Source organism: Paenibacillus tyrphae, assembly GCF_027925525.1.
In the GTDB taxonomy this organism is placed as follows: Bacteria; Bacillota; Bacilli; order Paenibacillales; family NBRC-103111; genus Paenibacillus_G; species Paenibacillus_G tyrfis_B.
Genome location: NZ_BSDJ01000023.1, coordinates 77790 through 101872, shown reverse-complemented (window position 1 = coordinate 101872; position 24083 = coordinate 77790). Strand labels below are relative to the sequence as shown.

Sequence of the window (24083 nt, the reverse complement as noted above, 5' to 3'; positions counted from 1 at the left end):
GGGAGACATAGCATGCCCTCACGTATCGAGAAACCGCTCCCGCACTTCCGGGGGCGGCAGCATGCAGGAATCGCTTTTGCCGAAAAAGCGGTACCGGTTCGCTGCGATCCAGCGATAAACCACATCCCGCAGCGGTCGCGGGACCACGATAAACGTATAAAGCAACGGCCACGCTCCGTCCAGCCGGCGAAGCACCCGGAGTCCCGCAGTCGAGCGCGTGTACACCCGTCCCTGCTCAAGCAGCACGAACGTGTTCAGCTCGGCGGGATCGAGCCCGTACCGCCGCAGCAGGTGGCTTCCGGTCTCGGATTGGATGGCGACGAACCGGAAGGCGGCGCTTCGATCGCGGGGAATAATAAACTGCACGACCCGTTGGCAAAATCCGCACACTCCGTCGTAAAACACAAGCGGATGCCGCTCCGCTTCCGTATCCTTGTGCGAACTCTTCTTCATTGCCGTTCCGCCCCCTTCCGCAACCTTTCTTTATTGTATTGTACACCATACGTCCTCTTTTTGGCGCTCAAAAAAGACCGGTCCCGGGAGACGACGTATGCGTTCCGGGACCGGTGACGAGTGAAACTCTATCTAAACTTTAGTCTTGAAAAGTAAACCGCTCATGTATCGGCACCTTGCCAGACAGGCTCAGCACCCTGCGTTGAACCGCCGCTAACAGCTTCGTACGCGTAACCAAGGAGATAACCACCGGCGCAAACGTTCGAATGAACGGGGTCGAGGTAAAAAACATCCTCGCCGCACGCGCTTGCATTTTGTGGACCGAGCGAATTTCGCTGTCGCGCAGCGCTTGAACGCGTCCGAGACGATCCGCAGACACGTCGCCGTCCTGGAGCGCATCGTAAATGACATCCGCCGCAACTACGGCCGTGGTGACGGATAAGGATACGCCGACCGCGCCGACGGGAGAAGCGCAGTGCGCCGCGTCTCCGATGAGCAGGCAGCCGTCCTTGGCCCACTCTTTGACGTAAAAGTCCTTGACCTGCAGAAGCACAAACGGCTTGAAATCGGTCAGCGCTTCGGCAAACTCGCGAAATGCCGGATGCGCAGCAAGCAGCTCTTGGCGGAACGGCTCGATGCCGTGCTCCCGGATCGCCTTCCATTCGCCCAGCGGCACGGCGACGCCGACCTGAAGACAGTTCGGGTATTTCGGCAAAATGATGTAGCCGTAGCCGTCGGTTATTTTAAGCCGCAGCTCGTCGCCCCAATCGTCCGGCTTCGGGATCGTGAACCAGATCAGATCGCCCGCGAGGTGCTCATATTCCATCTCAAACCTGCCAAGCCGGCTGACTGCCGAAAAGCGGCCGTCCGCTCCGACCGTAACGCGGGCGCGTACCTCCAGCGTCCCTTCGGGCGTCTGGGCGACGACTCCGGTTACCCGCTCCCCCTCATAGCGCAGCTCCTTCACTGCGGCGTGAAACAGCAGCTCGAAGGAAGGCAACGACTTCGCTTTGTCATAAAGCGCCTGCAGCAAAATTGGCTGCGGCATCCAGAGGGCGTACGGGATTTCCTCGGAAATGTTGTCGAAGCTGAACTCGCCGAGCCGCTTATCTTTGTAATAAAGCGCGCCCTTGCGCACCTTCGACGAAGGGAACGATTCGATATAGCTTCGCAAATTCACCTGCTCCAGCAGCTGCAGAAAGCGCGGCTGAAGTACCTCCCCGCGATATTCGCGGTCAAAGTTGTCATGACTTTCCAGCACAACGACGTCGACACCAGCTTTGGCCAGCAGCATGCCGAGAATGAGTCCGGCCGGGCCGCCTCCCGCAATACAAACGTCTTTTTCCATCACGCGATGAACCATCGTTATCGCCTCCGTTTGTGCGAAGATCGTGACTTCAAATCTGTAATGAGTGAGCACTCACTTTTATATTTTCAGTATACTCCGCCCTCTGACCTTGCGTCAACGGAGAGCTGTCGTCTACCGTTTCTTTTCCCGTTCGCTCATGTAGAGGGAAGGCTTCTCGCCCGTGATCCGTTTGAAGGTGCGCTGAAAGTACGACTGGTCGCAGTAGCCCAGATGATCGGCGATATCGCCGATCGTCAGCTCCGAATGCCGGAGCAAATATTTGGACGCTTCGATCCGCAGCGCATGGACGTACTCCCCGATCGTTTGCCCGGTCGTTTCCTTGAAGATCGTCGCCGCGTAAGCTGGACTTTTGCCGATAAACCGGCCGAGCTCTTCCTTCGTCACTTTTTCCCGGTAATGCTCTTGAACATATTTCTTCATCTGGGCGGTCTGCGCGCTCTTGACATCAGGCTTGCGGAAGGCGTCATAGTCCCGATTGAACTCGGCCAATAGATCGAGCAAAAGGCTCAGACATTTCACCTGGTAATAATCTGGCCGGTCCGTCCATTGCGCATGCAGTTTCTTCATCAGCCGCAGCAGCAGGTCCATATTTCTCGGTTTAAACACAACCGGGCCAGCTTCGTTCAGTACCGGCAGCCAGCCCTCTTCCGGCTCTGCGGTAAACTCGACGCGATATTTCTCGTGAGCGACGGTCGGAATACTCTTGGCGTAAAACGGCACGTCGCGCGGCACAAACAGCATGTCGCCTTTTTCCATCACGATCTTCTCGTGACGGACCCAATAACAGCATTTCCCGTAGGCCACGGCATGAAGCGAATAGGCTTGGGGGCTGTCCTCGAAGGCGATGTTCCACCCGTGCCCCAAATCGTGGGCCGAAGCCATGAGCCGAATCATTCCCGAACCTCCTTCACAAGATGATCAAACTATTTTACAAAAAGTGTACTATATTTCATAGTGCAACGGCAATTTTTTCGTTACAATACGTTCATTACAGACATCATGCATCTGCCCGGAAAATTCGGAGATGACGGAGTCCCCGATGTCCGGACAAGCCGAAGGAGAATGAGACCCATGCGAAAAACGAAAATAGTATGTACGATCGGCCCGTCCTGCGAGACGGTGGAGCAGTTGAAAAAGCTGATTGAGGCGGGGATGAACGTCGCCCGGCTGAACTTTGCCCACGGCGAGCCGGCCGAGCACAGCAGCCGCATTGCAAATATCCGGCAAGCCGGAAAAGAGCTGAACCGGCCCATTGCCATTATGATCGATATCAAAGGCCCCGAAATCCGCACCGGTAAGCTGGTTGACGCTTCGTACACGTTGAAGCAGAACGAGCAGGTCGTGCTGACGACCGAGCCGATTCTCGGGGACGGGCAGCGCATTCCCGTATCGTATCCGGACCTCCCGAAGGATGTATCCGTCGGTACGTCCATCCTGATTGACGACGGGCTGATCGAGCTGAAGGTGGAAGCAATCGCAGACACGGAAATCCACTGCCGGATCTTGAACGGCGGTGTCCTGAAGGCGCGCAAAGGCGTCAACCTTCCCGGTGTGAGCACCTCGCTGCCCGGCGTGACGGAGCGGGATATTGAGCACATCCGTTTCGGGGTGCGGGAGGGCATCGATATGATCGCCATGTCGTTCGTCCGCAAAGCGGCAGACGTGCTGGAAGTGCGGCACCTTCTGGAGCAGTACGGGGCGCCTGACATTCAAATCATTTCGAAAATCGAAAACATGGAAGGCGTCGATAATCTGGACGAAATTCTGGAGGCTTCGGACGGCTTGATGGTGGCGCGCGGGGATTTGGGCGTGGAAATTCCGGTTGAAGACGTGCCTATTATTCAAAAGCAGATGATCCAAAAGTGCAACCGGGCCGGCAAGCCGGTCATTACGGCGACGCATATGCTCGATTCGATGCAAAACAACCCGCGTCCGACGCGTGCGGAAGCAAGCGACGTCGCCAACGCTGTGTTTGACGGCTCCGACGCCGTGATGCTGTCCGGGGAGACGGCCTCGGGCAAATACCCGGTCGAGTCGGTCGCCACGATGGCGCGCATTGCCGAGCAGAGCGAATCGTCGCCGGAATACCGCAAGCGCAAGCTGGGCCACGTGCTGGTCCGCAGCAGCGTGACCGAGGCGATCAGCCAAGCTGTCGTTGAGTCGGCCGACGATCTGCATGCCAAGGCGATTCTGACCTCCACCGCGACCGGCTTCACCGCCCGTATGGTGTCCAAATATCGTCCTGACGCTCCGATCATAGCGATCACGCCGAACGAGACGGTCATGCGGAATTTGAATCTGGTATGGGGCGTCGTCCCGATCCTGGGCGAACAGGTCAGCTCGACGGACGAGCTGTTCTCCTCCGTCGTCAGCCGCGGAGTAAAAGAAGGCTTGCTGGAAGCCGACGATCTGGTCGTTATAACGGCCGGAGTACCTCTCGGAAGCACGGGCACGACCAACCTCATCAAGATCCAGCATGTGTCCGATTTGATGCATTAAACTAAACGCAAAGGGATGACTAGCGTCCGCGTGTCCAGGCTTAGCCTGACGACGGCCGCCGTCATCCCTTTTTTTAGCTCGATTAAAGCTTCGCAGTAAACGCAAGGATCGCCTGCGCCAGCTCGCCCGGCGCTTCCATCATGCTCATGTGTCCGGCACCGTCGATCTGGCTGCGCTGAAAAGCCTCCTTGTCGATGGAGAACGTACGCTGCGGCGGAATGATCTGATCGCCCGTCCCGGCGACGAGCAGCACCGGCACCTGTGCAGCGGACAATACGGCGTTGCGGTCCGGCCGCTGCCGCATTCCTTCCAGCGTACGAACCGCGCCTTCCGGGCTTGTACCCAGCCCGATTTCCTTCGCTTTGCGCACCGCCTCCGGCATTGTCTCCAGATGGGCCGGAGCGAACAGCTTCGGGATCAATCCTTCGATAAACACCGGCAGCCCTTGCTCCCGGATCGTCTCCATCGCCTTCAGCCGGCCTTCCTTGCCCTTCTCATCGTCCGGAAAAGCGGTCGAATGAAGCAAGCCGAACGCAAGCAGCTTGTCTTCGTGCTTCTCGGCCAGCGCAAGCGTCACGTACCCGCCCAGCGAATGGCCGAGCACGACCGGACGTCCGATATTCAGCCATTCGATTAGCGCGGCGATATCGTCTGCTATCGCCTCCATCGTATACGTCCCCTCGGGGGCGGCGGATGCGCCGTGCCCGCGCAGATCCGGTATAATTACCCGGCAGCGGCCTTCAAGCAGTGGCGCGACTTCGTCATAATAAGCCGAGCTCCCGCAAAAGCCGTGAAGCAAAATGACAGGGGTTCCTTGCCCCCGGTCGATGTAGGCCAGCCTCGTGCCGTTTACGTCCGCATACAGCTTGTCCATGGTGAACCACTCCTCCTTTTTCGCACGCCATCGATAGATAGCATTTAAGGGTATTATACCCGTTTTACCCGGGAATTTCCGCCTCGAATCCGGAGCGGTGCCAAAATAAACTGCTGCACAAAAAAGAACCGAATGTCCGCTCCCTCCCTGGAGATTGGCGGACATCCGGCTCCTTCCTTTCCATTTGCGCTCAGCCGGTTAGGATTGCGGATTGGCCGGGCTGACGCTCGTCGCGGCAGCAGGCTCGGCTACCGGTTTATATTTGGACGATACGTACGTTTCCGTCGTCGGCTCCGTAATCGCCTGGATGTTCATGCTGTCCGGCTTCGGATCGGTCAAGGTGTACGTAATGACCGCCCGGCCGTCCGCTTCGAACCGAATGCCGCTAATCGCGATACCGTAGCCGCCCGTCGGCTTTTCGCCGCGGGACAGCACGACTTTGTTCACGTCGTCGTTCACTTTTTCCACCGTTACTTTAACGTCTTCCTGCGGGGCCGGCTTTTGCGCATTCGCGTGCGATTCGACGAACTTGATCGCATTGTGCAGCCAGACGGCCGCTTCGCCACGGGTCAGCTCCCGCTTCGGATAAAACTTCGTATCCTCTCCCAATTTGATCAGCTTGTGCAGCACCATCCGCTGCACGCTGTTGCTCACCTTCGGATCGATCTCGTCCTGATCGGCGAAAGTAACGAACATTTCGATCACAGGGTACATCCCTTTCGTATCGATCGCATGGATTAGCAGATCTGCGTACTGCTCGCGGGTAATCGTGCCGTTCGGGTCGACATTCTTCGGAATCGGCAGGCCGTTCAATTGGGCGATCACGAAAGATTCGGCGTACCACGCGTTATTCGGCACGTTCGAATAATAATCCGATGCCTCGGGCTTCTTGACGAAGCGCATCGTGTCCATATTCAAATTCAGCCCTTTGACCAGCATATGAACGGTTTGCGCATAGCTGGCTTTGCCCGTTGGGACGAAATGCTCGCCGTCCACCCCGCTGACGATTCCGCGCTGCTTCAATGCCATGATCGGCTCCTTCTGATCGGCGCTCAAATCGTTGAATGCCGAGGCCGAACCGACTGTCAAACTGCCGAGCAGCGCTGCCGCCGACAGGAATGCCACTGTTTTTTTCATCATTATCAAGAACCACCTTTCGCTGATTACTCCGGAGTTACTTACTAAACGGACGGGGCCTGCCAAATGTTGCAGCAAAGCCGATCCGGCAGCGCCCATCCGAGGCATGTTCCGAAAAATGGCGCATAAGCTGTAAATAGATACCATTATGAACCGGGAGGAAGTCGGCATGCCCGTAGCGCTGGTGCAAATCGCCTTGTTTCTGATCGTCATCCGTTCTGTGTATATGACGTTCCAGCTTTTCCGGCGTCCGAGGAAGCCGTGGCTCGATCTGCTGCATTACGTTTCGGTTGCGGTCGTAGCCGTGTCGTTTTTATTTCATTAAAAGCGGTTGGCTTTCCTTGCTCACCCCCGGCACGAATCCGTACAATAACTGCTAACCTCCTCCGTTTCATCATCCGATGACGGAGTTTTTTTACATTTTTCCATATGTGGACGGATAAATATTCGGAAAACGCCCATTTTCCCCGTTCCCAACCGGAGAGGTCTGTGCTAGTATGAGGGGTATGATTCAAATTGTCGTATTTTGTAGTTTTTTGAAGGATCGTCCCTAAAAATATTCCCCTACATATTGACCGTTTATGAATAAGAATGGTAAAGTATTTATCACCTACTAATTCCATTGGAATTATATAATTACAGTCATTCGGGGGAGGAACTCATCGTTATGTCACATTGGAGAAAAAGCGTCCTGCTGGTACTCATCTTCGTGCTTTCGATCAGCATGGTCGCTTGCGGCGCGAAACCGCAGGCTTCGGAGCAAGGCGGCACGAACGCCCAAAACAGCTCGGACAACCCGCTCGCGAATAAAAAGATCGCGCTTATTATGCAAATCAACCTCGGCACCTTCTCCGCGCAGTATATCGAGGGCGTGAAGGAGCAGGTCGAGAAGCTCGGCGGCAAAGTAACCGTCACTCCGGCCGACGGCGACCTTGCCAAGATGGCCTCGAACCTCGACGCCGCCATCAACCAGAAGGTCGACGGCATCCTGATCGATCACGGGACCGCGGCAGCGCTGGAAGCAGGCGTGAAGCGGGCGCTGGAGAAGAAAATCCCGGTCGTCGCCTTCGACGCCGATCTGAAGATTCCGGGCGTGACCGTACTGGAGCAGGGCGATGCCAAGATGGCCGAAATGACGCTGGACAAGCTGGCGAAAGACATCGGCGGCAAAGGCAGCATCGTCAAAATCTGGGTTGCAGGCTTCGCCCCGATGGAACGCCGTCAAGTCGCTTATAAAGAATTCCAGGATAAAAACAAGGACATTAAGGAAATCGCCGCTTTTGGCGCCGCGTCACAGAACACTGCACTGGATACGCAAGCGCAAATGGAAGCGATTCTGAAGAAATACCCGAACAAAGGCGATATCTCCGCCGTATGGGCCGCTTGGGACGAGTTCGCCAAAGGTGCGTCGCGGGCCATTCAGCAAGCGGGCCGCACGGAAATTAAAGTATACGGCATCGATATGAGCGACGAGGACCTGCAAATGATCCAGGATCAAAAGAGCCCGTGGATCGCTTCCGCCGCCGTCGATCCGAAGGATATCGGACGCATTCAGGTTCGTTACCTGTACCAAAAGCTTCACGGCGACCAAACGCCGGACAACGTCGTTCTCGACCCGGCATTCGTCTCCCGCGACCAGCTGCCGCAGCAGCAGATCTCGACCGCTCAGCTGAGCGAGCACGTGAAAGGTTGGGGCAACAGCCAGCAAGGCTACACCGACTGGCTGAAGAAAGCCGAGAAACCGGCGGCCAAGTAACCATCTGAATAATCCAATCCCACCCGCTGCGGAGCCGGTGGGATTTTCCGTTGAAGGAGCGTGAGACTGTCCCGATGACCATTTCCGCAGCCCGACTAGAAATGAAAGGCATATCCAAATCGTTCCCCGGCGTCCGGGCGCTGCATCAAGTCGATTTCGAGGTGCGCGGCGGCGAAATTCATGCGCTGCTCGGCGCGAACGGAGCCGGAAAAAGCACGCTGATGAAGGTGCTGTCCGGCGCTTACCGGCCCGATGAGGGCAGCATCCGGATCGACGGGGCCGCGCTGTCGATCGGCGGTCCGCTCGACGCCATCCGCAGCGGCATCCAGTGCGTGTATCAGGAGGTTGATACGGCGCTTGTTCCGAGGCTGACCGTCGCGGAAAACATCATGCTGGACCGGCTCACCGCCGGACGCGGCTGGATTGACTGGAGCAGCCTGCAGCGGGAAGCTTCCCGCGTGCTGGCCGATATCGGCTTGACCGGCCTGGACGTCCGGCAGCAGGCCGGCGAGCTGTCTATCGCCCAGAAGCAGCTGGTGCTGATCGGCCGGGCGCTGGCGCAAAAGGCGAAATTTATCATCTTCGACGAGCCGACCGCCCCGCTCTCCGGCGAAGAAGCCGAGCAGCTCTTCCGCATCATGAACCGGCTGAAGGCCGACGGCGTCGGTTGCATCTTCATCTCGCACCGGCTCGGCGAAGTGTTCCGCATCAGCGACCGGGTCACCGTCATGCGGGACGGGCAGCGCATCTCGACGAAAGCGGCGGCGAGCACGGACGCGCAAGCCGTCGTCGAAGAGATGCTCGGCAAGCCGTTCGAGGAGGAGTTCCCGAAGGCGGAGGTCGCCATCGGCGAGCCGCTGCTCGAAGCGCGCGGCCTGACCAGCGGCACCAAGGTGCGCGGAGTCGATCTGACGGTGCGGCGCGGCGAAATCGTCGGCGTCGTCGGTCTGGTCGGCGCGGGCAAAACGGAGCTGTCGCGCCTTCTGTTCGGCGCAGACCCGCTGGACGCGGGCGAGCTGCGGCTGCACGGCCGCGGGCTGAAGCTCCGCGCCCCGGCCGACGCCGTCCGCGCGGGGCTTGCGCTCATCCCGGAGGAGCGGCGCAAGCAAGGCGTGCTTGTCGAGCTGTCGGTGAAGGCGAATCTCGCTTTGACGTTACTCGAACGGCTTAGCCGGCTCGGCTTCGTCAACCGCCGCAAGGAGACGGAGAATGCGGACGCCCGCATCGCCGAGCTCGGGATTCAGCCGCCGAACCGGGAGCAGCAGGTCAAATATTTGAGCGGCGGCAACCAGCAGAAGGTGGCGGTCGGCAAATGGCTGCCGACGGATGCCGAGGTGTATTTGTTCGACGAACCGACCAAAGGCGTCGACATCGGCGCCAAAAGCGATATTTTCCGCTTGATCGGACGGCTCGCCCAAGAAGGGAAAGGCATCGTATACTTATCGTGCGAAATCGCGGAAATTCTCGGCATTGCCGACCGGATTCTCGTCATGAGCTACGGACGGATCGTGAAAGAACTGTCCCGCGACGAAGCGACGCAGGAGAAAATATTGTACTATGCAAGCAGCGGGGAGGCATAAGCAAGTGAAAGGCAAATGGCTGGATGTTTCTTATAAATACGGGGCCTTGTTCATCATCGCCGCCGTCATTGCGATTTTTTCTATCGTTAACGAAAATTTCTTGTCCTACGACAACATGGCGGACATTCTCCGTTCCATCTCGATTGTGACGTTCATCGCGATCGGTGTGACCTTCTCGCAAATCGTCGACGGGTTCGACCTCTCGGTCGGCTCCACCGTCTCGCTGACTACGGTCGTCACGGCGACGCTGATGGTCTGGTTCCAGTTCCCGCTTATCGTCGTACTCATTGTCCCGCTGCTGATCGGCATCGTCATCGGACTGCTCAATGCGCTCTTGATCGTCAAAGTCCGCATCCCGGACCTGCTGGCGACGTTAGCCGTCATGTACATCATCGGCGGCGTGCACAAAACGTATACCCAAGGCTTCTCGATCTATAACAACATGCAGATGACCGACGGAACGAAAGCGCCCGGCAAATTCACCGAGACGTTCCTCTGGATCGGCCAAGGCAAGCTGCTCGGCATTCCGGTGCCGGTCGTGCTGATGATTATCGCCGTCGTCCTCGTCCACGTCTTTCTGACGTACACGCGCTGGGGCCGCCAAATGTACGTGACCGGCGGCAACCAGGAGGCCGCGCGCCTGTCCGGCATCGCCGTCAACCGGGTGCGCACGTTCGCCTACGTGCTGTCCGGCATCTTTGCCGCCATCGGCGGCATACTGTTCGCCGCCCGCGTCGGCTCCGGCCAGATCGACGCCGGAGCGCCGCTGCTGATGGAGTCGGTCGCCGCCGTGTTCGTCGGATTCTCCGTGCTTGGCGCAGGGAAGCCTAATGTGATCGGCACGTTTTTCGGCGCTGTCCTCATCGGCGTGCTGCTGAACGGGCTGACCATGCTCAACCTGCCTTACTACGCCTTTGACATCATCAAAGGATCGGTGCTTGTCCTGGCGCTTGCCATTACGTTCATTCATTTGACGCGGCGCCGCGCTTAACGTTATCGGGGTTATCCGGCTGTAGAGAGCCACTACATGCCAGCCCGTCTACTATGCCTGCTGCCGGCCGGAACGCTTCCGTGCCGCGAGCGGGCTTTTTTTCCGCAAGCAGCCTTCAGTCCACCTTGGCTACATGCCCCCGGTGGCGGCGGATCAGATCGACGACCTCGTCGTACTGCTCCTCAGCCACCTTCGCGCTGAGCGCGTAGCGGAGCTCCCGGTCGTCCACGCCGTCGCCGTCCTTATCGTGTCCGGCTTCGTCCAACGTACGGAAGCCGAGATAAGCACCGGCCGCCGCTGCACCGGTTGCGGCGATCGGTCCGGCTTCGCTGCCCGCATAACCGACGCCGGCCGGAATCGTCCCCGCGCCTGCGACAGCAATCGGAAACAGCAGCGGCGTATCACGGTCCGGCGCCTCATCCAATTGTCCGATTTCTACCTGCTCCACCCGGTACGCTTGCAATTTGATCCGAACGTCCTCGGCTTCGTTTTCCGTATGAAAATAAGCTTGGATCGGTCTGCTCATCCTCCATCGCTCCTTTGTATGGAAATGGCTTTCTCTTTTTCCTTACCCTATGTTGCCCGTTTTTACTCAAGCATGTTCGCTCTTTTCCTGTGTAACCCCGCGCTGCCACCTAGACAAAAGGAGCACAACCCATTATAATCATTATTGATAATGATAATGTAAGAGGTGAAGGCTGTATGAAAGACTCCAAAGCCGACCTGATTTTACACCCGGTCCGCTTCCGCATTCTTGGGCTGCTGGTCGGCGGACGCCGCATGTCCGCGCTCGAAATGGTCGAAGCGCTGCCCGATATTCCACAAGCGACGCTGTACCGGCATTTGAACAAGCTGTACAAGGGCGGCGTACTGATCGTAGCCGACGAACGCCAAGTGCGCGGAACGATCGAGAAAATATATACGTTGCCCGATAAGCAAGCCGTCCTGTCCGCGGCAGATTTGGCCCATGCCGACCGGGACGATAACCTGCGCTACTTCATGACGTTCGTCGCCTCGCTGGTGGACGATTTCGGACGCTATTTACAGCAGCCCTCCTTCGACTTGGAGGCAGATGGCGTCGGCTACCGGCAGGTACCGCTATACTTGACGGACGAAGAGTTTGCCGAATTCGCTCAGACCCTTCGCCCTGTGATTCGGGAAGCCATGACGAAGTCTCCCGAACCTGGACGACGGAGGCGCTTATTCACCACCATCATCATCCCGGAGCCGCAAGCATCCGATTCGGAAGGAAAAGAGTGACGCTCATGAACCCAACCCAAACAACATCTAACAAACCGACCGACAACTACGAGCTTATCGGACGCCGCTTTTATATGGCTATTCCGCTTTATTTGGCCGTTCCCGCCGCCTTCTGGCTCGCTTTCCGCTATGCCGGGCTTCCGGCGGATTGGGCCGCCTTCGGGATCGGTGCGGCCGGTTGGTGGGCCGCGCTCCTGCTTCGCGGTCCGATTGCGCTGCTTGTCCGCAAGCAGCCGAAGGAGCGCGCCGGCCTGCTCGTCGCTGCCGCCTCCGGGCCGCTGGAAGAAGGCGTCCGGCTGCTGGCGCTCTGGATCACCGGCTTCTCGCTCAACTCCGCCCTTTCCCTTGGTCAAGGCTGGGCGGCCATCGAGGTCGTCTTCGCCGTCGTCAACGGGATCGTCCTCGCTTCCATCATCAAGCGGACGGACGAAAAGGCGATGCAAGCCAGGGCGTTCCTTGAATCGACCGGCCAAATGAACAGCTCTCCGCTGTGGGGCTTACTAGAGCGCATTTTCGCCAGCATGTTCCACATCGGCAGCACACTGCTGATCGCCCATATGCCATGGTTGCTCCTACTGATGATCCCGGCGCATACCGGATTCAACCTGGTCTCCGTCCGGCTGGCCAAACGGTCGCTGCCGCTGACAGAGCTGTTCGTAGCCGCCGTCGGAATCGTCACCTTAACCGCAGGCCTGCTTGTATGGCAATAAGACCCCGAGAAAGGAAGTGAAACGCCCATGGTCAGCTCATGGTCCATTCTATTCATGATCACGACCGCCATATTGTCTATTGGCGTACCGGTAGCCTTATTTATCATTTACTACCGCAAAGAAAAGTTTTCGCTCAAAGCATTCGGCATCGGCATTCTGGTGTTTATCCTGTTCAGCCAGGTGCTGGAGAAGCTGCTCCATGTCTACGTTCTGCAGGGTAATCCGTACACCGCAAGTCTCATGAGCCGAAATCCGCTGGCCTTGGCAACGTATGGCGCATTGGCGGCCGGCATCTTCGAGGAAGCAGGACGTTACATCGCCTTCCGCTTCTGGCTTAAACGCAACCGGGAACGGAAGGACGGCATCGCGCTCGGGCTTGGTCACGGCGGGATCGAAGCCGTGCTCATCGGCGTGCTGGGCAGCGTGCAATCGCTCTATATGTCGCTTCTCATCAACGCCGGACAATTCGATAAGCTGCTCGCTTCGGGCGCCCCGAGCGAACCGCTGCTCGCCGTGAAGTCGCTGCTGCTCACGACGCCCGCCTCGCATTTTGCCTTAGGCGGAATCGAACGAATCGCCGCGCTGCTGATTCAGATCGCCATGTCGCTCCTGGTGCTCTACGCCGTGCGCAGCCGCAAGCTGTTGTATTTGGCATATGCGATCGGGATTCATGCGCTGATCGACTTTTTGCCGGGGCTCAGTCAAGGAATGAAATTGAACATCTGGCTGCTGGAAGCCGTCGTGGCGGCATTCGGGCTCGCTTCGCTGGCCTTCATCCTCAAATCGAAGGCTTGGCTAAAATGATGAAATAATTCGCCCCTCCTCTTGGTACGCTAACCAGTAGGAATGGAGGTGAGCAGCCATGACAGGAAGAAACAACAAGCCGGACAACGACGGACCGGCCAGCCAGCCGGGACGCCTCGACCAATTCGGCGACAAGCTGGCGGAAGAGACGGTATCCCGCGAGGCGGGCGCATGCGACACCGGCAAGAAGAAGTAGCCCCCTGGTCCATGAAAAGAATAGAACCGCTCGCCTGATCCTCTACAGAGACTCGAGCGAGCGGTTCTTTTTTTGCCCTGTAACCATTTTATTCCAGTTTATACCTGCCGGACTTCCAGCCGCTTGGCCAGCAGCGACAACACGTAGTTGACTATAAAATAGATCAGCGCTCCGGCGATAAAAACCGGGATGACCCAGTTCGGGTTTTTCGCGGCTACGATCTGCATATTGTGCATGAGCTCCGCAAGCACGATAACCGTCGCCAGCGATGTATCCTTGAGCAGCGAGATGAACTGGCTGACGAGCGGCGGCACCATCCGGCGCAACGCCTGCGGCAAAATCACATGCCACAAAGCCTGAACGTAAGTGAGCCCCGACGAACGGGCTGCTTCCATCTGTCCCTTCTCGATCGATAGCAGGCCGCTGCGGACAATTTCGGCAATCATCGCCGCTTCAAATACGGTAAGCGCTACGATTGCGGCGTACTCGGCATTTTGGAACATTTTCAGCCCAACCTCGGGCAGCGCAAAACGCGTGAAAAAGATAATGAGCAGGAGCGGCAAATTACGGATCGTTTCCACGGCGACTGCAAGCGCTTGAGAAAGCACGGGAACGCGCGCATATCTGAGCGTGCCGACGAGAGCGCCGAGGATAAAGCTGAATATGATCGAGAAAAAGGCCACTTTTAACGTCACATAAAGCCCCTGCATCAGAAACTTGAGATTTTCCGGGGCATAGGCTCCGGCGAAGTCCATGTCGCTTCCCCCTTCCTCCTGCGCCGAGCGTCAGAACGCCATCCGTTTCTCCAAATATCGAACGCCGAAGCTTAACGGAATCGTCAGCGCGAGATAGAACAACGCGATAAAAATGTAGACGCTGAACGTGACGAACGTCTGCGTTGAAACGATGTCGCCGAAGTACATCAGGTCGAGACCTGCAACGACGCCCAGCACGGACGTATTTTTGACCAGGTTCAAAAATTGGTTGCCGAGCGGCGGAACGACGATCTTGATCGCTTGGGGGAGCACCACGTGGCGCATCGTTTGCAAGTACGTCAGCCCCGACGAACGGGCAGCCTCCGTCTGACCCTGCGGAACGGCCAGGATGCCCGCCCGGATCGCCTCCGCAATGAAGGCCGCCGTGTAAATCGACAGCGCGATCGTCCCCGACGTAAAGCCGTCGAACGGCAGACCGAGCGTCGGAGCCGCCAAATAAATCAACAGAACGATCAGCAGCAGAGGAATGTTCCGGATAAATTCGACGTATGCTGTGCCCAGCCAGTTAAGCGGCTTCAGCGGAGCCATCCGGAATATGGCGATGACCGTTCCCAAAATAAAGCTTGCCAGCAGCGCGATCACGCTCGCTTTGACCGTATTGCCGAACCCGAGCATGTAGGTATCCCAATGCTTGATCAAAATATCGAACCGGAGGAGCTGATCATTCATGTTCGGTTGAGCCTCCCTTCGGGCAACAAGGATATAAGCTTGGCTGTTATTTCGCCGGCTTTTCTCCGAACCACTGCTCATACAGCTTGTCATATTCGCCGCTCGCGTTCATATCCTTCAGGAACTTGTTGACGTAAGCGACAAATTCGCTGTCGCCCTTCTTGATCGCCATCCCGTACGGCTCGTCAGTGAAATTGCCCCCGGCGAGCTGGAAGTTCGGGTCCTGCTTCACCATCCCGAGCAAAATCGCATTGTCCGTCGTCAGCGCATCTCCTTGGCCGGCCTTAAGCGCGGTGAACGCATCCTGGTAATTGTCGAACTCCAGCACGGTCGCCTCCGGCGCTTTGGCCCGAATGTTAACCGCCGACGTGGAGCCTTTGACCGCCATGACTTTCGAGCCTTTCTTCAGATCGGCGATCGACTGAATCGCGCTGCCTTTCTTCACGAGCAGCGACTGGCCCGCTTTGAAATAAACATCGGTGAAGTCGACCTGCTGCTTGCGCTCTTCGTTGATCGTCATCGTGGCAATGATGATATCGATCTCGCCGTTTTGCAGCATCGGAATGCGCGTTTTGGAGGTGACCTCCTTCAGCTCGACCTTCGTTTCGTCGCCCAAAATGCTTTTCGCCAGCCGCTTGGCCATATCGATGTCGAAGCCTTCAACCTTGCCGGTGCCCGGGTCCTTCAGCCCGAACAGCTTCGTATCGTATTTGACCCCGGCGACAAGCTTGCCGCGCTTCTTTATGGCTTCAATCGTGGAAGCTCCCGCCTCCGGCTTCGCGGGCGTTCCGCCCCCGGCTCCCGACTGCTCCGCCGGTTTGGTGCCGCAGCCCGCCATCATCGTCATCATAAGCATCGAAACGAGCGTTAAGGAAAACAGCTTCTTCATTTTGAGCATTTTCACAGTCCAGTCTCCTCTCCAAATTGGAATACGATAATCAGATCAGTGATTCAACACCCGGCTAAGAAACGTACGCGCCCGCTCCTCGCGCGGACTCTCGAAAAATTCAGCCGGAGGCGTCGTCTCGAGAATTTGCCCTTGATCCATAAAGACGATTCGGTCGGCTACTTCGCGGGCGAAGCCCATCTCGTGGGTGACGACGACCATCGTCATGCCTTCCTGGGCCAAGTCGCGCATGACGTCGAGCACTTCTCCGATCATCTCCGGATCGAGCGCCGACGTAGGCTCGTCGAACAGCATGATCTTCGGCTTCATGGCGAGTCCGCGCGCGATCGCCACGCGCTGCTGCTGCCCGCCCGACAGCTGCGACGGGTAGGACTTCGCTTTTTCGGGAATGCCGACTTTGTTCAAATAAATCATGGCCGTTTCCTCGGCCTCCTGACGCGGAAGACCCAGCACCTTCATCGGAGCCAGCGTGATGTTCTCCAACACCGTCCGGTGCGGGTAGAGATTAAAATGCTGGAATACCATGCCGATGTTGCGCCGCAAGCTGTTGATGTCGGTTTTCTTGTCGTGAACCTTGATCTGGTCTACCGTCAGCTCCCCTCCGGATATCGTCTCCAGCCGGTTGATGCAGCGGAGCAGTGTGCTTTTTCCCGAGCCGGACGGTCCGATCACGACAACGACCTCGCCCGCTTCAATCGTCAAATTGATGTTCTTCAATACATGAAAATGACCATAGTGCTTGTTTACATCCCGGAATTGTATCAAGACGCAACCCCCTTTGTGCATGTCGGCTTTGAAGGATGATGCTTTTTTTGTCCTACGGTCTCAGATTAAGTATGCGGGCTCGCAGCCAATTATGACTGGGCTATTGAAATTTCACCCATCAGCAAGCGCTTACATTTCAACTTTTTATTTCGTTTGCCTGGCTTCCGCCCCCTTTGTGCCGCCTTTGCTGGTTAAGATTAACATAGACAAGGAAAGAAACGGCTTATATAGTTAATGGAAACGATATCATCTTAGGCAAGAGGAGAATGCGCTTTGAACAAACGTTGGTTAACTTATGCTCTGCCCATTGCCCTGAGCCTCGCTTCCGTCTTTTCCGCTTCCATTCCTTCGCATGCCGCCGACGCTTCCGCGTTTACCGATACAAGCCGTCACTGGGGCGCCGAAACGATCTCGTGGGCGGTGAAAAACGGCATCGTCAACGGTTACGAGGACGGAACGTTTCGTCCGAATGCCGTCGTCTCCGAGCCGGAATTTCTCGCGATGCTGCTGCGCGCGTATCCAGACAATGCCGTCCCTGCGTCCGACTCCGGTGCGCCGTGGTACGAGCCATATTATTCCTATGCCGCCGCTCGTCATTGGCCGCTGCTCCAAAATACGGACCGGAATTCCTACAACCGCGGCCATGTCGCCCGGCTGATCGCAGCCACACAACAGCAAGCGCTCAATTTGAACGATTCCATCCGCTACTTGCTCGATAAAGGGCTGTCCCAAGGGAAGACGTCCGCAACGGTCGAGGGCTACAAAGCGGCGGATCGCCTGTCGCGGGCGGAAGCGGTTCAGTTCATCCGCAATCTGAAGCAAAACGTTTCCGCGCTCCGTCCCGCCCCCGATCCTTCCAAGGACGCATCGGACGTTCCGGCAGCCTCCCAAACTCAAGCCGTCGTCTCGGTCAAAGGCGTAGCCATCGGTGATTCCGCCGATGCGGTCGTGCAGAAGCTGGGGCAGCCGGCGCGCAAAGACGCAAGCGAATACGGCTTCCAATGGTATATTTACAACCAGGATTATAAGGACTATGCCCAAATCGGCGTCAGCGGCGGCAAGGTCGTTGCCTTGTATTCGCCGTCAGCCAATTGGCGCACGGACCGCGGAATCGCCGACGGCTCGGGCAAAGCCGAAGTCGAGAAGCAGTACGGCCGTCCGGTCTCTTATATTATGAAGGGAAATACCCGCTTCATGATCAATTACGGCCAAGGCGAATATGGCACGTACGAAATCGCCGGAGCTTATGTCACCTTTTTCTACGATATTTATCGCGACAATAAGGTCACGGGCTTGCAAGTCACCGAGAAACCGACGGAGCAGGCATTTGCTTCCTTTTATCCGGAAGGCAGCGATGCGCTCGCCCGCTCGTTCGAGCTTGAGAGCTTCGATCTTGCGAACGCTACCCGGGTGAAGCTCGGCTTGCAGCCGTTCGTCTGGGATGACAAAGCGGCGGGAACAGCCCGTAAGCACAGTCAGGATATGGGAGCCCAAGGCTACTTCGACCATAACGATCCGAGCGGACACAGCCCGTTCGACCGGATGAAGCAGGACGGCATTACTTACCGTGCTGCAGCCGAGAATATCGCCGCCGGACAAGCCAGCGCCATCTTCGCGCACCACGGCTGGATGAACTCGGAAGGCCACCGCAAAAACCTGCTGAGCGACATCAAGCGTCTTGGCGTAGGCGTCAGCTTTGGCGGCTCGATGCACATTTATTACACACAAAATTTTTACACTCCGTAACCCCATTTGAAACAGCAAACGCCCCGTTTCCGACGATGAATCGCCGGAACGAGGCGTTTTTGCATGGATGCGAGGCTAGGGACCTTGCTTCTCGATGAATTCGAATAAAAACGATTGTCCGCCCCGGTAAAAGCGCGGGTCGTACAGGCCGAGCCTGGTCTCGTCATCGACGATCACGACGAAGGGAGACCATTCGTATAGCGTCTTCGCTTTCGGGTTGGCGGCAAACAAGCGATCCAGATCCGCGTTTTCTTGGGAATGAAGCTTCGCTGCCGGCTTGACGCCGGTCCAGACCGAGCCCTTCAGCAAGTCGACCGTGCCGCCTTGTTTGCCGATTACCGTAAACACTCCCGGCACAAAATCGGCGGAAAGCGCCACCTGCTCGTACTGCGCGGACGCCTGCTTGTACAGCGTATAGCCTTGAGCGGATTGTACGCCGACGTAGAGCGCCATCAACAGCCATACGAGGCGGTACACGCGATGCGGTGAACGATCATGGCCTGTTCTCCTCCGGAAGCGGGCCCAGAGCCATCCGGCGAGCATAAGCGCCCAGAAGACGAGGTCGACGATCGGAATGGTTCCGAACGTAATGCGCATCGTCGAGATCGGCTCGAAATAACCGGTTCCCCAAGCGTTGAACAAATCGCTCGTATCGTGGATGAAGACGGCGAGACAACCGATCAGAAACAAGCTCCAGCCGCGGGTTTTCCATAGGAGCCGCGAGAGGCCTGCAAGCAGCGCCGCCCAGACCGGCACCAGAAAGACCGAATGGGTCAGCCCGCGGTGCCACATTTGATAGCGCCCCGCCGTATCCCACCACGCGGAGATGACATCGATATCGGGAATTTGCGAGCCTGCGACGGTCGTAAACAGCAGTGTCCGCTTTTCCGCCCGGGTCATGCCGCGTTTGTCGACGGCTCCGTACAACGTAAGGCCAAACAAAGTATGCGTAATGGTATCCACGGTCTGCTCCTCTTCCCTGCCGCTTTAGTGACTGCCGCTTAACCTTCGGGCATCCCGGCCTTCGCCGGCATACGCATGACCGGAAGCATGACCAGCACGCCCAGGGCAAATAGAACGGCCGACGCTTCATACATCCCCACGATCGAAAACATCCCTTTCAGCTGGCCGGCCAAGCTCATCGTCACGACCATCGAGCCCATAAAAATCGGGTTCAAAATGCCGTTCACCCGTCCGACAAACGCTGAGTCCGTATTTTGCAAAATAAGTGTGTTAATGCCGATCTGAATACAGGGCAGTACCAGGCCTGCGAGGAACTGGGCGAACAGCGTAAACCACAGCACCGTGGAAAAGCCCGTAAGAGCAACGCTTACGGCGCTGACCGCCATACCGATCATGAGCAGCACTTGGGGCGCGAATTTCTTCGACAGCCCCATGGCAATTCCGCCGCCCGCAATCATCGCTACGCCGCTTGCGGTCATCAGCCACTGCAAATTTTCTTTATGCAGCCCCAGCCGTTCCGTGACCAGGAAGACGCCGAGCGGTTGAATGAGCCCGATCGCGAAGCCGGCGATCATGAAGCAAAGACCGAGCGTGGTCAGCAGCTTGCGGGACAGCACATAACGGAAACCGGCGGCCATTTCCTCACGAATGGAAGTGCGCTCCTTGGCCGTCTCCTCTTCGGTATCCGGCGGCAGCATGGCGAGCACCAGGGCGGACAGCAGAAAGGCAACGCCCATAATGGCGATAGCTACCACAATGCCGAAACGCTGGTAGACGAATGTGCCGAGAATCGGGCCCAGCACCATGAACAGCGCGAACATCGTCTGGTAAATCGACATACCCGCTTGAATGAGCGCCTCGGGCACGTGCAGCTTGAACAGCCGCATCCCCGAAGGTTGCGAGAACTGTGACAGGATGGCGGAAACCAGTGTGGCGAAAAATACGGCCTTCCAGCTGCCGTATACCAGAGTCAGCAGCACGGCAAAAACGGATACCGCACTGAGAATATCGCACCAGACCATCGTCCGCTTCGGCCTCCAGCGGTCCGCGAACGTACCTCCGATAAACGAGAAAATAAAGATCGGCGCAAATTCGGCCACTGAGATCATCGCAACGGCGTTCGAATCCCCGTTCGTCTGATCGACAACAAACAGCAAAATGGCAAAGTTGCGGACCCAAATGCCGATTTGCAGCAGTAAACCCGAAAGCAGGATGACTTGTACGAACCGGTTGCGAAATAAATTGCCCATACCCGGTGAAGAAGTGGTCATAAGTTCTCATCCTTTCTCTTGACGAAGAAACCCATAATTAATACGCAGCTAAAGAAACAAAGGTTGCTTTTCCGTCCAACGGCGGAAAAAAAATAAGGGCCGAACAGCTAAAGCCGTACGGCCATCTTATCTTCGGTGCAGCGGACCTGGATCGTAAACGTGAAGACGGCTCCGTTACCCGGAGAAGATTCCGCCCGTATGCTGCCGCCCATCAGCTCCACCAGTTTTTTGCTTATCGCCAGACCGAGGCCGGTGCCCCCGTGCTTGCGCGCTGTAGCATCCAATTGATAGAATGGCTGGAATAAATGCGGAATCGCCTTTGCCGGGATGCCGATGCCGGTATCCCGGACCGCAAACTCAAGCTCCAATTGCTCTCCCCTGCGGCATACTTGCCTAATACGGACCTCAATTCCCCCCTGTTCCGTGAATTTGACGGCATTCCCGATCAGATTGATCAGAACTTGCTTGAGCCGGACTTCGTCTCCGATCAGAAACTCGGGGACCGCGGAATCGGAGTACACATTCAGTTCAAGCGCGCTGTGCCGGATTTGCGGCGTGAACAGCCGAAGCGTCTCCTGCAGGCATTCCGCCAGATGAAAAGGCTCGTTCTTTATTATATTCACTTTACCCGATTCGATCTTGGAGAAATCAAGCACGTCGTTGATGACGGACAGCAGCGCCGTGCCGCTTTTGCCGATAATCTTTACGTACTCGCGGTGCTCCTCGTTCAGCTCGGATTCAAGCAGAAGCTCGCTCATCCCGATCACCCCGTTCAAGGGGGTGCGGACTTCGTGACTCATGACGGCGAGAAATTCGCTTTTGACCCGGGCCGCGCGTTCGGCCTCCAGCTTCGCTTCGATCAGCTGCCGCTCCGTTTTTTTCTGCACGGTGATGTCCTTCGAGATCGTGTAGATATCGACGATCTTTCCGTCCTCTATCATCGGCACGATGGTCGTGCTCAAATGCACGGTCCGGCCGTCCCGGTGGCGAATGGAGCATTCGAGCGTCTGCGGCGTCCCCTCCAGCACTTGGGCGAAACAGGCGCGGACTTTCATGCTGTCCCGGCGGTTCATAAAGCGGGTGAAGGGCTGGCTGACAAAATGCTCCCGGGAATACCCGCTAATGCGCTCAGCTGCGGGATTGGCCCGAAGAACCCGCCCGCTCAAATCGAACAGACACACCATGTCGGGATTATGCTCGAAGACGGAGTCGTATCTTTGCTTGTTCCCATCCGCAAGCCGCTGCGCGAATCTTCGCTCCAGAAATTGGCTGAAAGCGAAGAGCAGAAGCACAATGAGCGCCGCCGCCCCGATCCACGATGCCAGCAGCATATCGTCCAAGCCTTGAAGAGCCTCTCCTGCACCATGCATCAATGCTCCGTTCACTTGGAAATTAGCCGCCTGCATGCCGCTATAGTGCATCCCTGCGATGGCGAAGCCAAGCAGAGCGGCCGTGATGCATTTTGCCGAAAACGACGACGGACTCCCTTCGTATGTTTTTCGGTAAACGAACGACCAGCGAAAAGCGACGAACGAATCGCCGAAAGCGATGAGAAGCGACACGCCGACCCAATACACGTTATACGTAATCATTCCGGGAATTTGCATCGCGGCCATCCCGGTATAATGCATCCCTGCAATCGCAAGACCCATCCATAGAAAGCCGGCAAGCGACTCGCGCCAGGTCGGCGCATCCCCGGAGATGGCAGAGAGCGGAGCCCAGGCAGCACCTATCGGCAATAGGATGGACAAAACCAGATAAAGAGAATGATAACGAACGTCGACGGGGAGATGTAAAGCCAGCATGCCGATAAAATGCATCGACCAAATGCCGAGGCCCATGATGACGGACCCGAGTACCATCCACAGCGATTTGGAACGGCCGCACAGCTTCGGCACCCTTTCACTTAAATCCAGTGCGCAATACGAGGAACAGATGGAAATAAAGACGGACAGCAAGACAAGAGGGATACTGTAGGTTCCGTGCAGGTACTCCATACACACACTCCCATCCCTTTGCAATTTTCGTCAAATTTCATCTACTAGTTAACCATTTCTACCGGAGGACAAGGAATTCCTGCTTTTTCATGTTTTTCATAAATTTCACTTTATAATGACTCCGCCGAACGGAAGCGCTTCTCTCAAAATCCGTTTGAATAAAGAATCGCCCTGCAAAGGATCGGCCAGCCCGAATCTCGGTCTGGAAGGCTGCAAAAGCACCTTGCCTGAGCCGGTAATTTCCCAGTGGTAGTTCATGCGCTGGCTTGCAAGCGGGTTGCCGTAGACGCACAGCTGCAGCTTGGCTTCCTCCGGATAAGCGACGAGACAGCCGATATCGACATAGACCGGTTCCGACGGATCGATCGTGAGCTCGCACAGAGGGCCGCAGCTAAGCAGACCAAGCGTGCCGCCGCCGGAAAATTTCATCCGAATCCAGTCCTGCGTTACAACGGCTTGCTTGATTTTTTGGAATCGGCTCTGCAGCTTCATCCCCTCGCTGTACAGCAGCACATACCGGATATCGAACAGCAGACTGCTATCCTCCGGCAGCTCCATCGCCCGGAAGCTGTAGCCTGCCGGAACGCCCAGCACAAAGCGCGCAGGGCCTGTCAAACGCGACTCGATCCAACGCTTCTTCCGATAAACCCCGGCTACATTCAGCAAACGGTCCTCCCGGCTCCCGGAACGGCCCTGAAAGGCAATGATCTGCTTCGGATGCAGTACCAAGGCGGCTTCGCCCGTGGCAAGCTCCACGGCTGCCGCTTGTCCGTCGCTTCCGGCTCCTTCTTCTATGTGAATCTTCATCTGTTCCCTCCCCGGTGACTTGCGCTGCGGTTCCGACGCCATACGACCAGCCGGATCACGCGCATCAGAACGAAATAGAGCACAACAAGCAGCACTCCCGTCAGCGCCGTCCGAACGATTTGTCTCGTACGCTGCGCACTCGCCTGCTCCGCCTCTTCCAAGCGCCGGATCACCCGCTCCAACTGCTCGTTGCGGCTATGAAGCTCGCGATTTTCCTCCATCAGCCGCTGCTCCGTCGCTTTGTACTGCTCCGCAGCTTCCTCCGAGCGCTTAAGCGTCGTCTCAAGCTGCTCCCGGTTCCGATCCAGCTCCTGCTTTGTCTCGTTATATTGATTCTGGAGCTGTCCGATCTGCTCCGGCATGTCGTAAATGTCCTTCATCCGGTCTAGAAAGCCTGCTTGCGCGACAGGCCAGGGAAGCGTCAGCAGCAGAAAAAGGCAGGCGGTCCCCGCTTTGGCCTTGATTCCCCATTCCGGTTTCTTGAACGGACGCGGCATCGTTTTCATACGTGCTCTCTCCCCTTCCTATCGTATGAATAACAGGCGTATTTCCT

General features: G+C 57.0%; 25 protein-coding genes. 10 read left to right on the top strand and 15 right to left on the bottom strand.

Features of this window, described 5'->3' with window-relative positions; all coding sequences use genetic code 11:
* Positions 1-18: 18 nt before the first annotated feature.
* From QMG93_RS24185 to QMG93_RS24175, 3 genes are all read right to left on the bottom strand, one after another.
* Positions 19-453 (bottom strand): thiol-disulfide oxidoreductase DCC family protein, encoded by a 435-nt coding sequence (locus QMG93_RS24185; RefSeq protein WP_281941034.1) that lies wholly within the window; start codon positions 451-453, stop codon positions 19-21.
* Positions 454-592: 139 nt separating this feature from the next.
* On the bottom strand, positions 593-1816 hold the full coding sequence (locus QMG93_RS24180) for an FAD-dependent monooxygenase (protein ID WP_281941033.1): 1224 nt from the start codon (positions 1814-1816) through the stop codon (positions 593-595).
* A 117-nt stretch (positions 1817-1933) separates the two neighbouring features.
* Positions 1934-2716 (bottom strand): AraC family transcriptional regulator, encoded by a 783-nt coding sequence (locus QMG93_RS24175; protein WP_281941031.1) that lies wholly within the window; start codon positions 2714-2716, stop codon positions 1934-1936.
* A 177-nt stretch (positions 2717-2893) separates the two neighbouring features.
* Between QMG93_RS24175 and pyk the strand changes: the two genes are divergently transcribed.
* A complete protein-coding gene (gene pyk / locus QMG93_RS24170) occupies positions 2894-4321 on the top strand; it encodes a pyruvate kinase (protein WP_281941029.1) in 1428 nt (475 codons plus the stop codon).
* Between the two features lie 82 nt (positions 4322-4403).
* Here the strand turns inward: pyk and QMG93_RS24165 are convergent, their stop codons facing one another.
* The gene (locus tag QMG93_RS24165) at positions 4404-5195 is read right to left on the bottom strand and encodes an alpha/beta fold hydrolase (RefSeq protein ID WP_281941027.1); all 792 of its coding nucleotides are present in this window, start codon (positions 5193-5195) and stop codon (positions 4404-4406) included.
* Between the two features lie 198 nt (positions 5196-5393).
* Positions 5394-6335 carry an S-layer homology domain-containing protein gene (locus tag QMG93_RS24160; protein WP_281941025.1) on the bottom strand — a complete coding sequence of 314 codons (942 nt, stop codon included), beginning with the start codon at positions 6333-6335 and terminating at the stop codon, positions 5394-5396.
* Positions 6336-6501: 166 nt separating this feature from the next.
* Between QMG93_RS24160 and QMG93_RS24155 the strand changes: the two genes are divergently transcribed.
* The 4 genes from QMG93_RS24155 (at position 6502) to QMG93_RS24140 (ending at position 10659) form a co-directional block, all read left to right on the top strand.
* Positions 6502-6657, top strand: a complete 156-nt coding sequence (locus QMG93_RS24155; protein WP_281941022.1) for a hypothetical protein — start codon at positions 6502-6504, stop codon at positions 6655-6657.
* 342 nt (positions 6658-6999) lie between these two features.
* Complete coding sequence (locus QMG93_RS24150) at positions 7000-8088, top strand: sugar ABC transporter substrate-binding protein (protein WP_281941020.1); 1089 nt, start codon at positions 7000-7002, stop codon at positions 8086-8088.
* 74 nt (positions 8089-8162) lie between these two features.
* A complete protein-coding gene (locus QMG93_RS24145; protein ID WP_281941018.1) occupies positions 8163-9668 on the top strand; it encodes a sugar ABC transporter ATP-binding protein in 1506 nt (501 codons plus the stop codon).
* Positions 9669-9672: 4 nt separating this feature from the next.
* Positions 9673-10659, top strand: a complete 987-nt coding sequence (locus QMG93_RS24140; RefSeq protein ID WP_216795143.1) for an ABC transporter permease — start codon at positions 9673-9675, stop codon at positions 10657-10659.
* Between the two features lie 115 nt (positions 10660-10774).
* Here the strand turns inward: QMG93_RS24140 and QMG93_RS24135 are convergent, their stop codons facing one another.
* Positions 10775-11185 carry a hypothetical protein gene (locus QMG93_RS24135; protein ID WP_281941015.1) on the bottom strand — a complete coding sequence of 137 codons (411 nt, stop codon included), beginning with the start codon at positions 11183-11185 and terminating at the stop codon, positions 10775-10777.
* Positions 11186-11361: 176 nt separating this feature from the next.
* Here QMG93_RS24135 and QMG93_RS24130 point away from each other — a divergent pair, with 176 nt between their 5' ends.
* The 4 genes from QMG93_RS24130 to QMG93_RS24115 are packed head-to-tail and all read left to right on the top strand — an operon-like array spanning position 11362 to position 13629.
* Entirely contained in the window at positions 11362-11919 is a 558-nt protein-coding gene (locus QMG93_RS24130; RefSeq protein ID WP_281941013.1) for a helix-turn-helix domain-containing protein, read from the top strand.
* A gap of 5 nt (positions 11920-11924) precedes the next feature.
* Positions 11925-12629: a YhfC family glutamic-type intramembrane protease gene (locus QMG93_RS24125; protein WP_281941011.1), complete on the top strand. Its 705-nt coding sequence runs from the start codon at positions 11925-11927 to the stop codon at positions 12627-12629.
* 27 nt (positions 12630-12656) lie between these two features.
* Positions 12657-13433 carry a YhfC family intramembrane metalloprotease gene (locus QMG93_RS24120; protein ID WP_281941009.1) on the top strand — a complete coding sequence of 259 codons (777 nt, stop codon included), beginning with the start codon at positions 12657-12659 and terminating at the stop codon, positions 13431-13433.
* Positions 13434-13491: 58 nt separating this feature from the next.
* Complete coding sequence (locus tag QMG93_RS24115) at positions 13492-13629, top strand: hypothetical protein (protein WP_010495774.1); 138 nt, start codon at positions 13492-13494, stop codon at positions 13627-13629.
* A 98-nt stretch (positions 13630-13727) separates the two neighbouring features.
* Here the strand turns inward: QMG93_RS24115 and QMG93_RS24110 are convergent, their stop codons facing one another.
* From QMG93_RS24110 to QMG93_RS24095, 4 genes are read right to left on the bottom strand one after another with little or no spacing between them, the layout of a single operon-like run.
* Positions 13728-14384 carry an amino acid ABC transporter permease gene (locus tag QMG93_RS24110; RefSeq protein ID WP_281941007.1) on the bottom strand — a complete coding sequence of 219 codons (657 nt, stop codon included), beginning with the start codon at positions 14382-14384 and terminating at the stop codon, positions 13728-13730.
* 30 nt (positions 14385-14414) lie between these two features.
* Entirely contained in the window at positions 14415-15074 is a 660-nt protein-coding gene (locus QMG93_RS24105; RefSeq protein WP_216795137.1) for an amino acid ABC transporter permease, read from the bottom strand.
* Positions 15075-15120: 46 nt separating this feature from the next.
* Positions 15121-15972 (bottom strand): glutamate ABC transporter substrate-binding protein, encoded by an 852-nt coding sequence (locus QMG93_RS24100; protein WP_281941058.1) that lies wholly within the window; start codon positions 15970-15972, stop codon positions 15121-15123.
* A 45-nt stretch (positions 15973-16017) separates the two neighbouring features.
* A complete protein-coding gene (locus QMG93_RS24095) occupies positions 16018-16746 on the bottom strand; it encodes an amino acid ABC transporter ATP-binding protein (protein WP_281941004.1) in 729 nt (242 codons plus the stop codon).
* A gap of 273 nt (positions 16747-17019) precedes the next feature.
* Here QMG93_RS24095 and QMG93_RS24090 point away from each other — a divergent pair, with 273 nt between their 5' ends.
* Positions 17020-18492, top strand: coding sequence for a CAP-associated domain-containing protein (locus QMG93_RS24090; protein WP_281941002.1), 1473 nt, complete (start codon positions 17020-17022; stop codon positions 18490-18492).
* Between the two features lie 75 nt (positions 18493-18567).
* On the opposite strand, the gene QMG93_RS24085 is transcribed toward QMG93_RS24090, so the two are convergent.
* The 5 genes from QMG93_RS24085 to QMG93_RS24065 all read right to left on the bottom strand — a co-directional run bounded on the left by QMG93_RS24085 (position 18568) and on the right by QMG93_RS24065 (position 24036).
* On the bottom strand, positions 18568-19455 hold the full coding sequence (locus QMG93_RS24085) for a metal-dependent hydrolase (protein ID WP_281941000.1): 888 nt from the start codon (positions 19453-19455) through the stop codon (positions 18568-18570).
* 38 nt (positions 19456-19493) lie between these two features.
* On the bottom strand, positions 19494-20726 hold the full coding sequence (locus QMG93_RS24080; protein WP_281940998.1) for an MFS transporter: 1233 nt from the start codon (positions 20724-20726) through the stop codon (positions 19494-19496).
* A gap of 107 nt (positions 20727-20833) precedes the next feature.
* Entirely contained in the window at positions 20834-22723 is a 1890-nt protein-coding gene (locus QMG93_RS24075) for an MHYT domain-containing protein (RefSeq protein WP_281940996.1), read from the bottom strand.
* Between the two features lie 105 nt (positions 22724-22828).
* Positions 22829-23530: an AIM24 family protein gene (locus QMG93_RS24070; protein WP_281940994.1), complete on the bottom strand. Its 702-nt coding sequence runs from the start codon at positions 23528-23530 to the stop codon at positions 22829-22831.
* Positions 23527-24036: a hypothetical protein gene (locus QMG93_RS24065; protein WP_281940991.1), complete on the bottom strand. Its 510-nt coding sequence runs from the start codon at positions 24034-24036 to the stop codon at positions 23527-23529. Before QMG93_RS24065 ends, QMG93_RS24070 begins: the two co-directional genes overlap by 4 nt.
* Between the last annotated feature and the right edge of the window lie 47 nt (positions 24037-24083).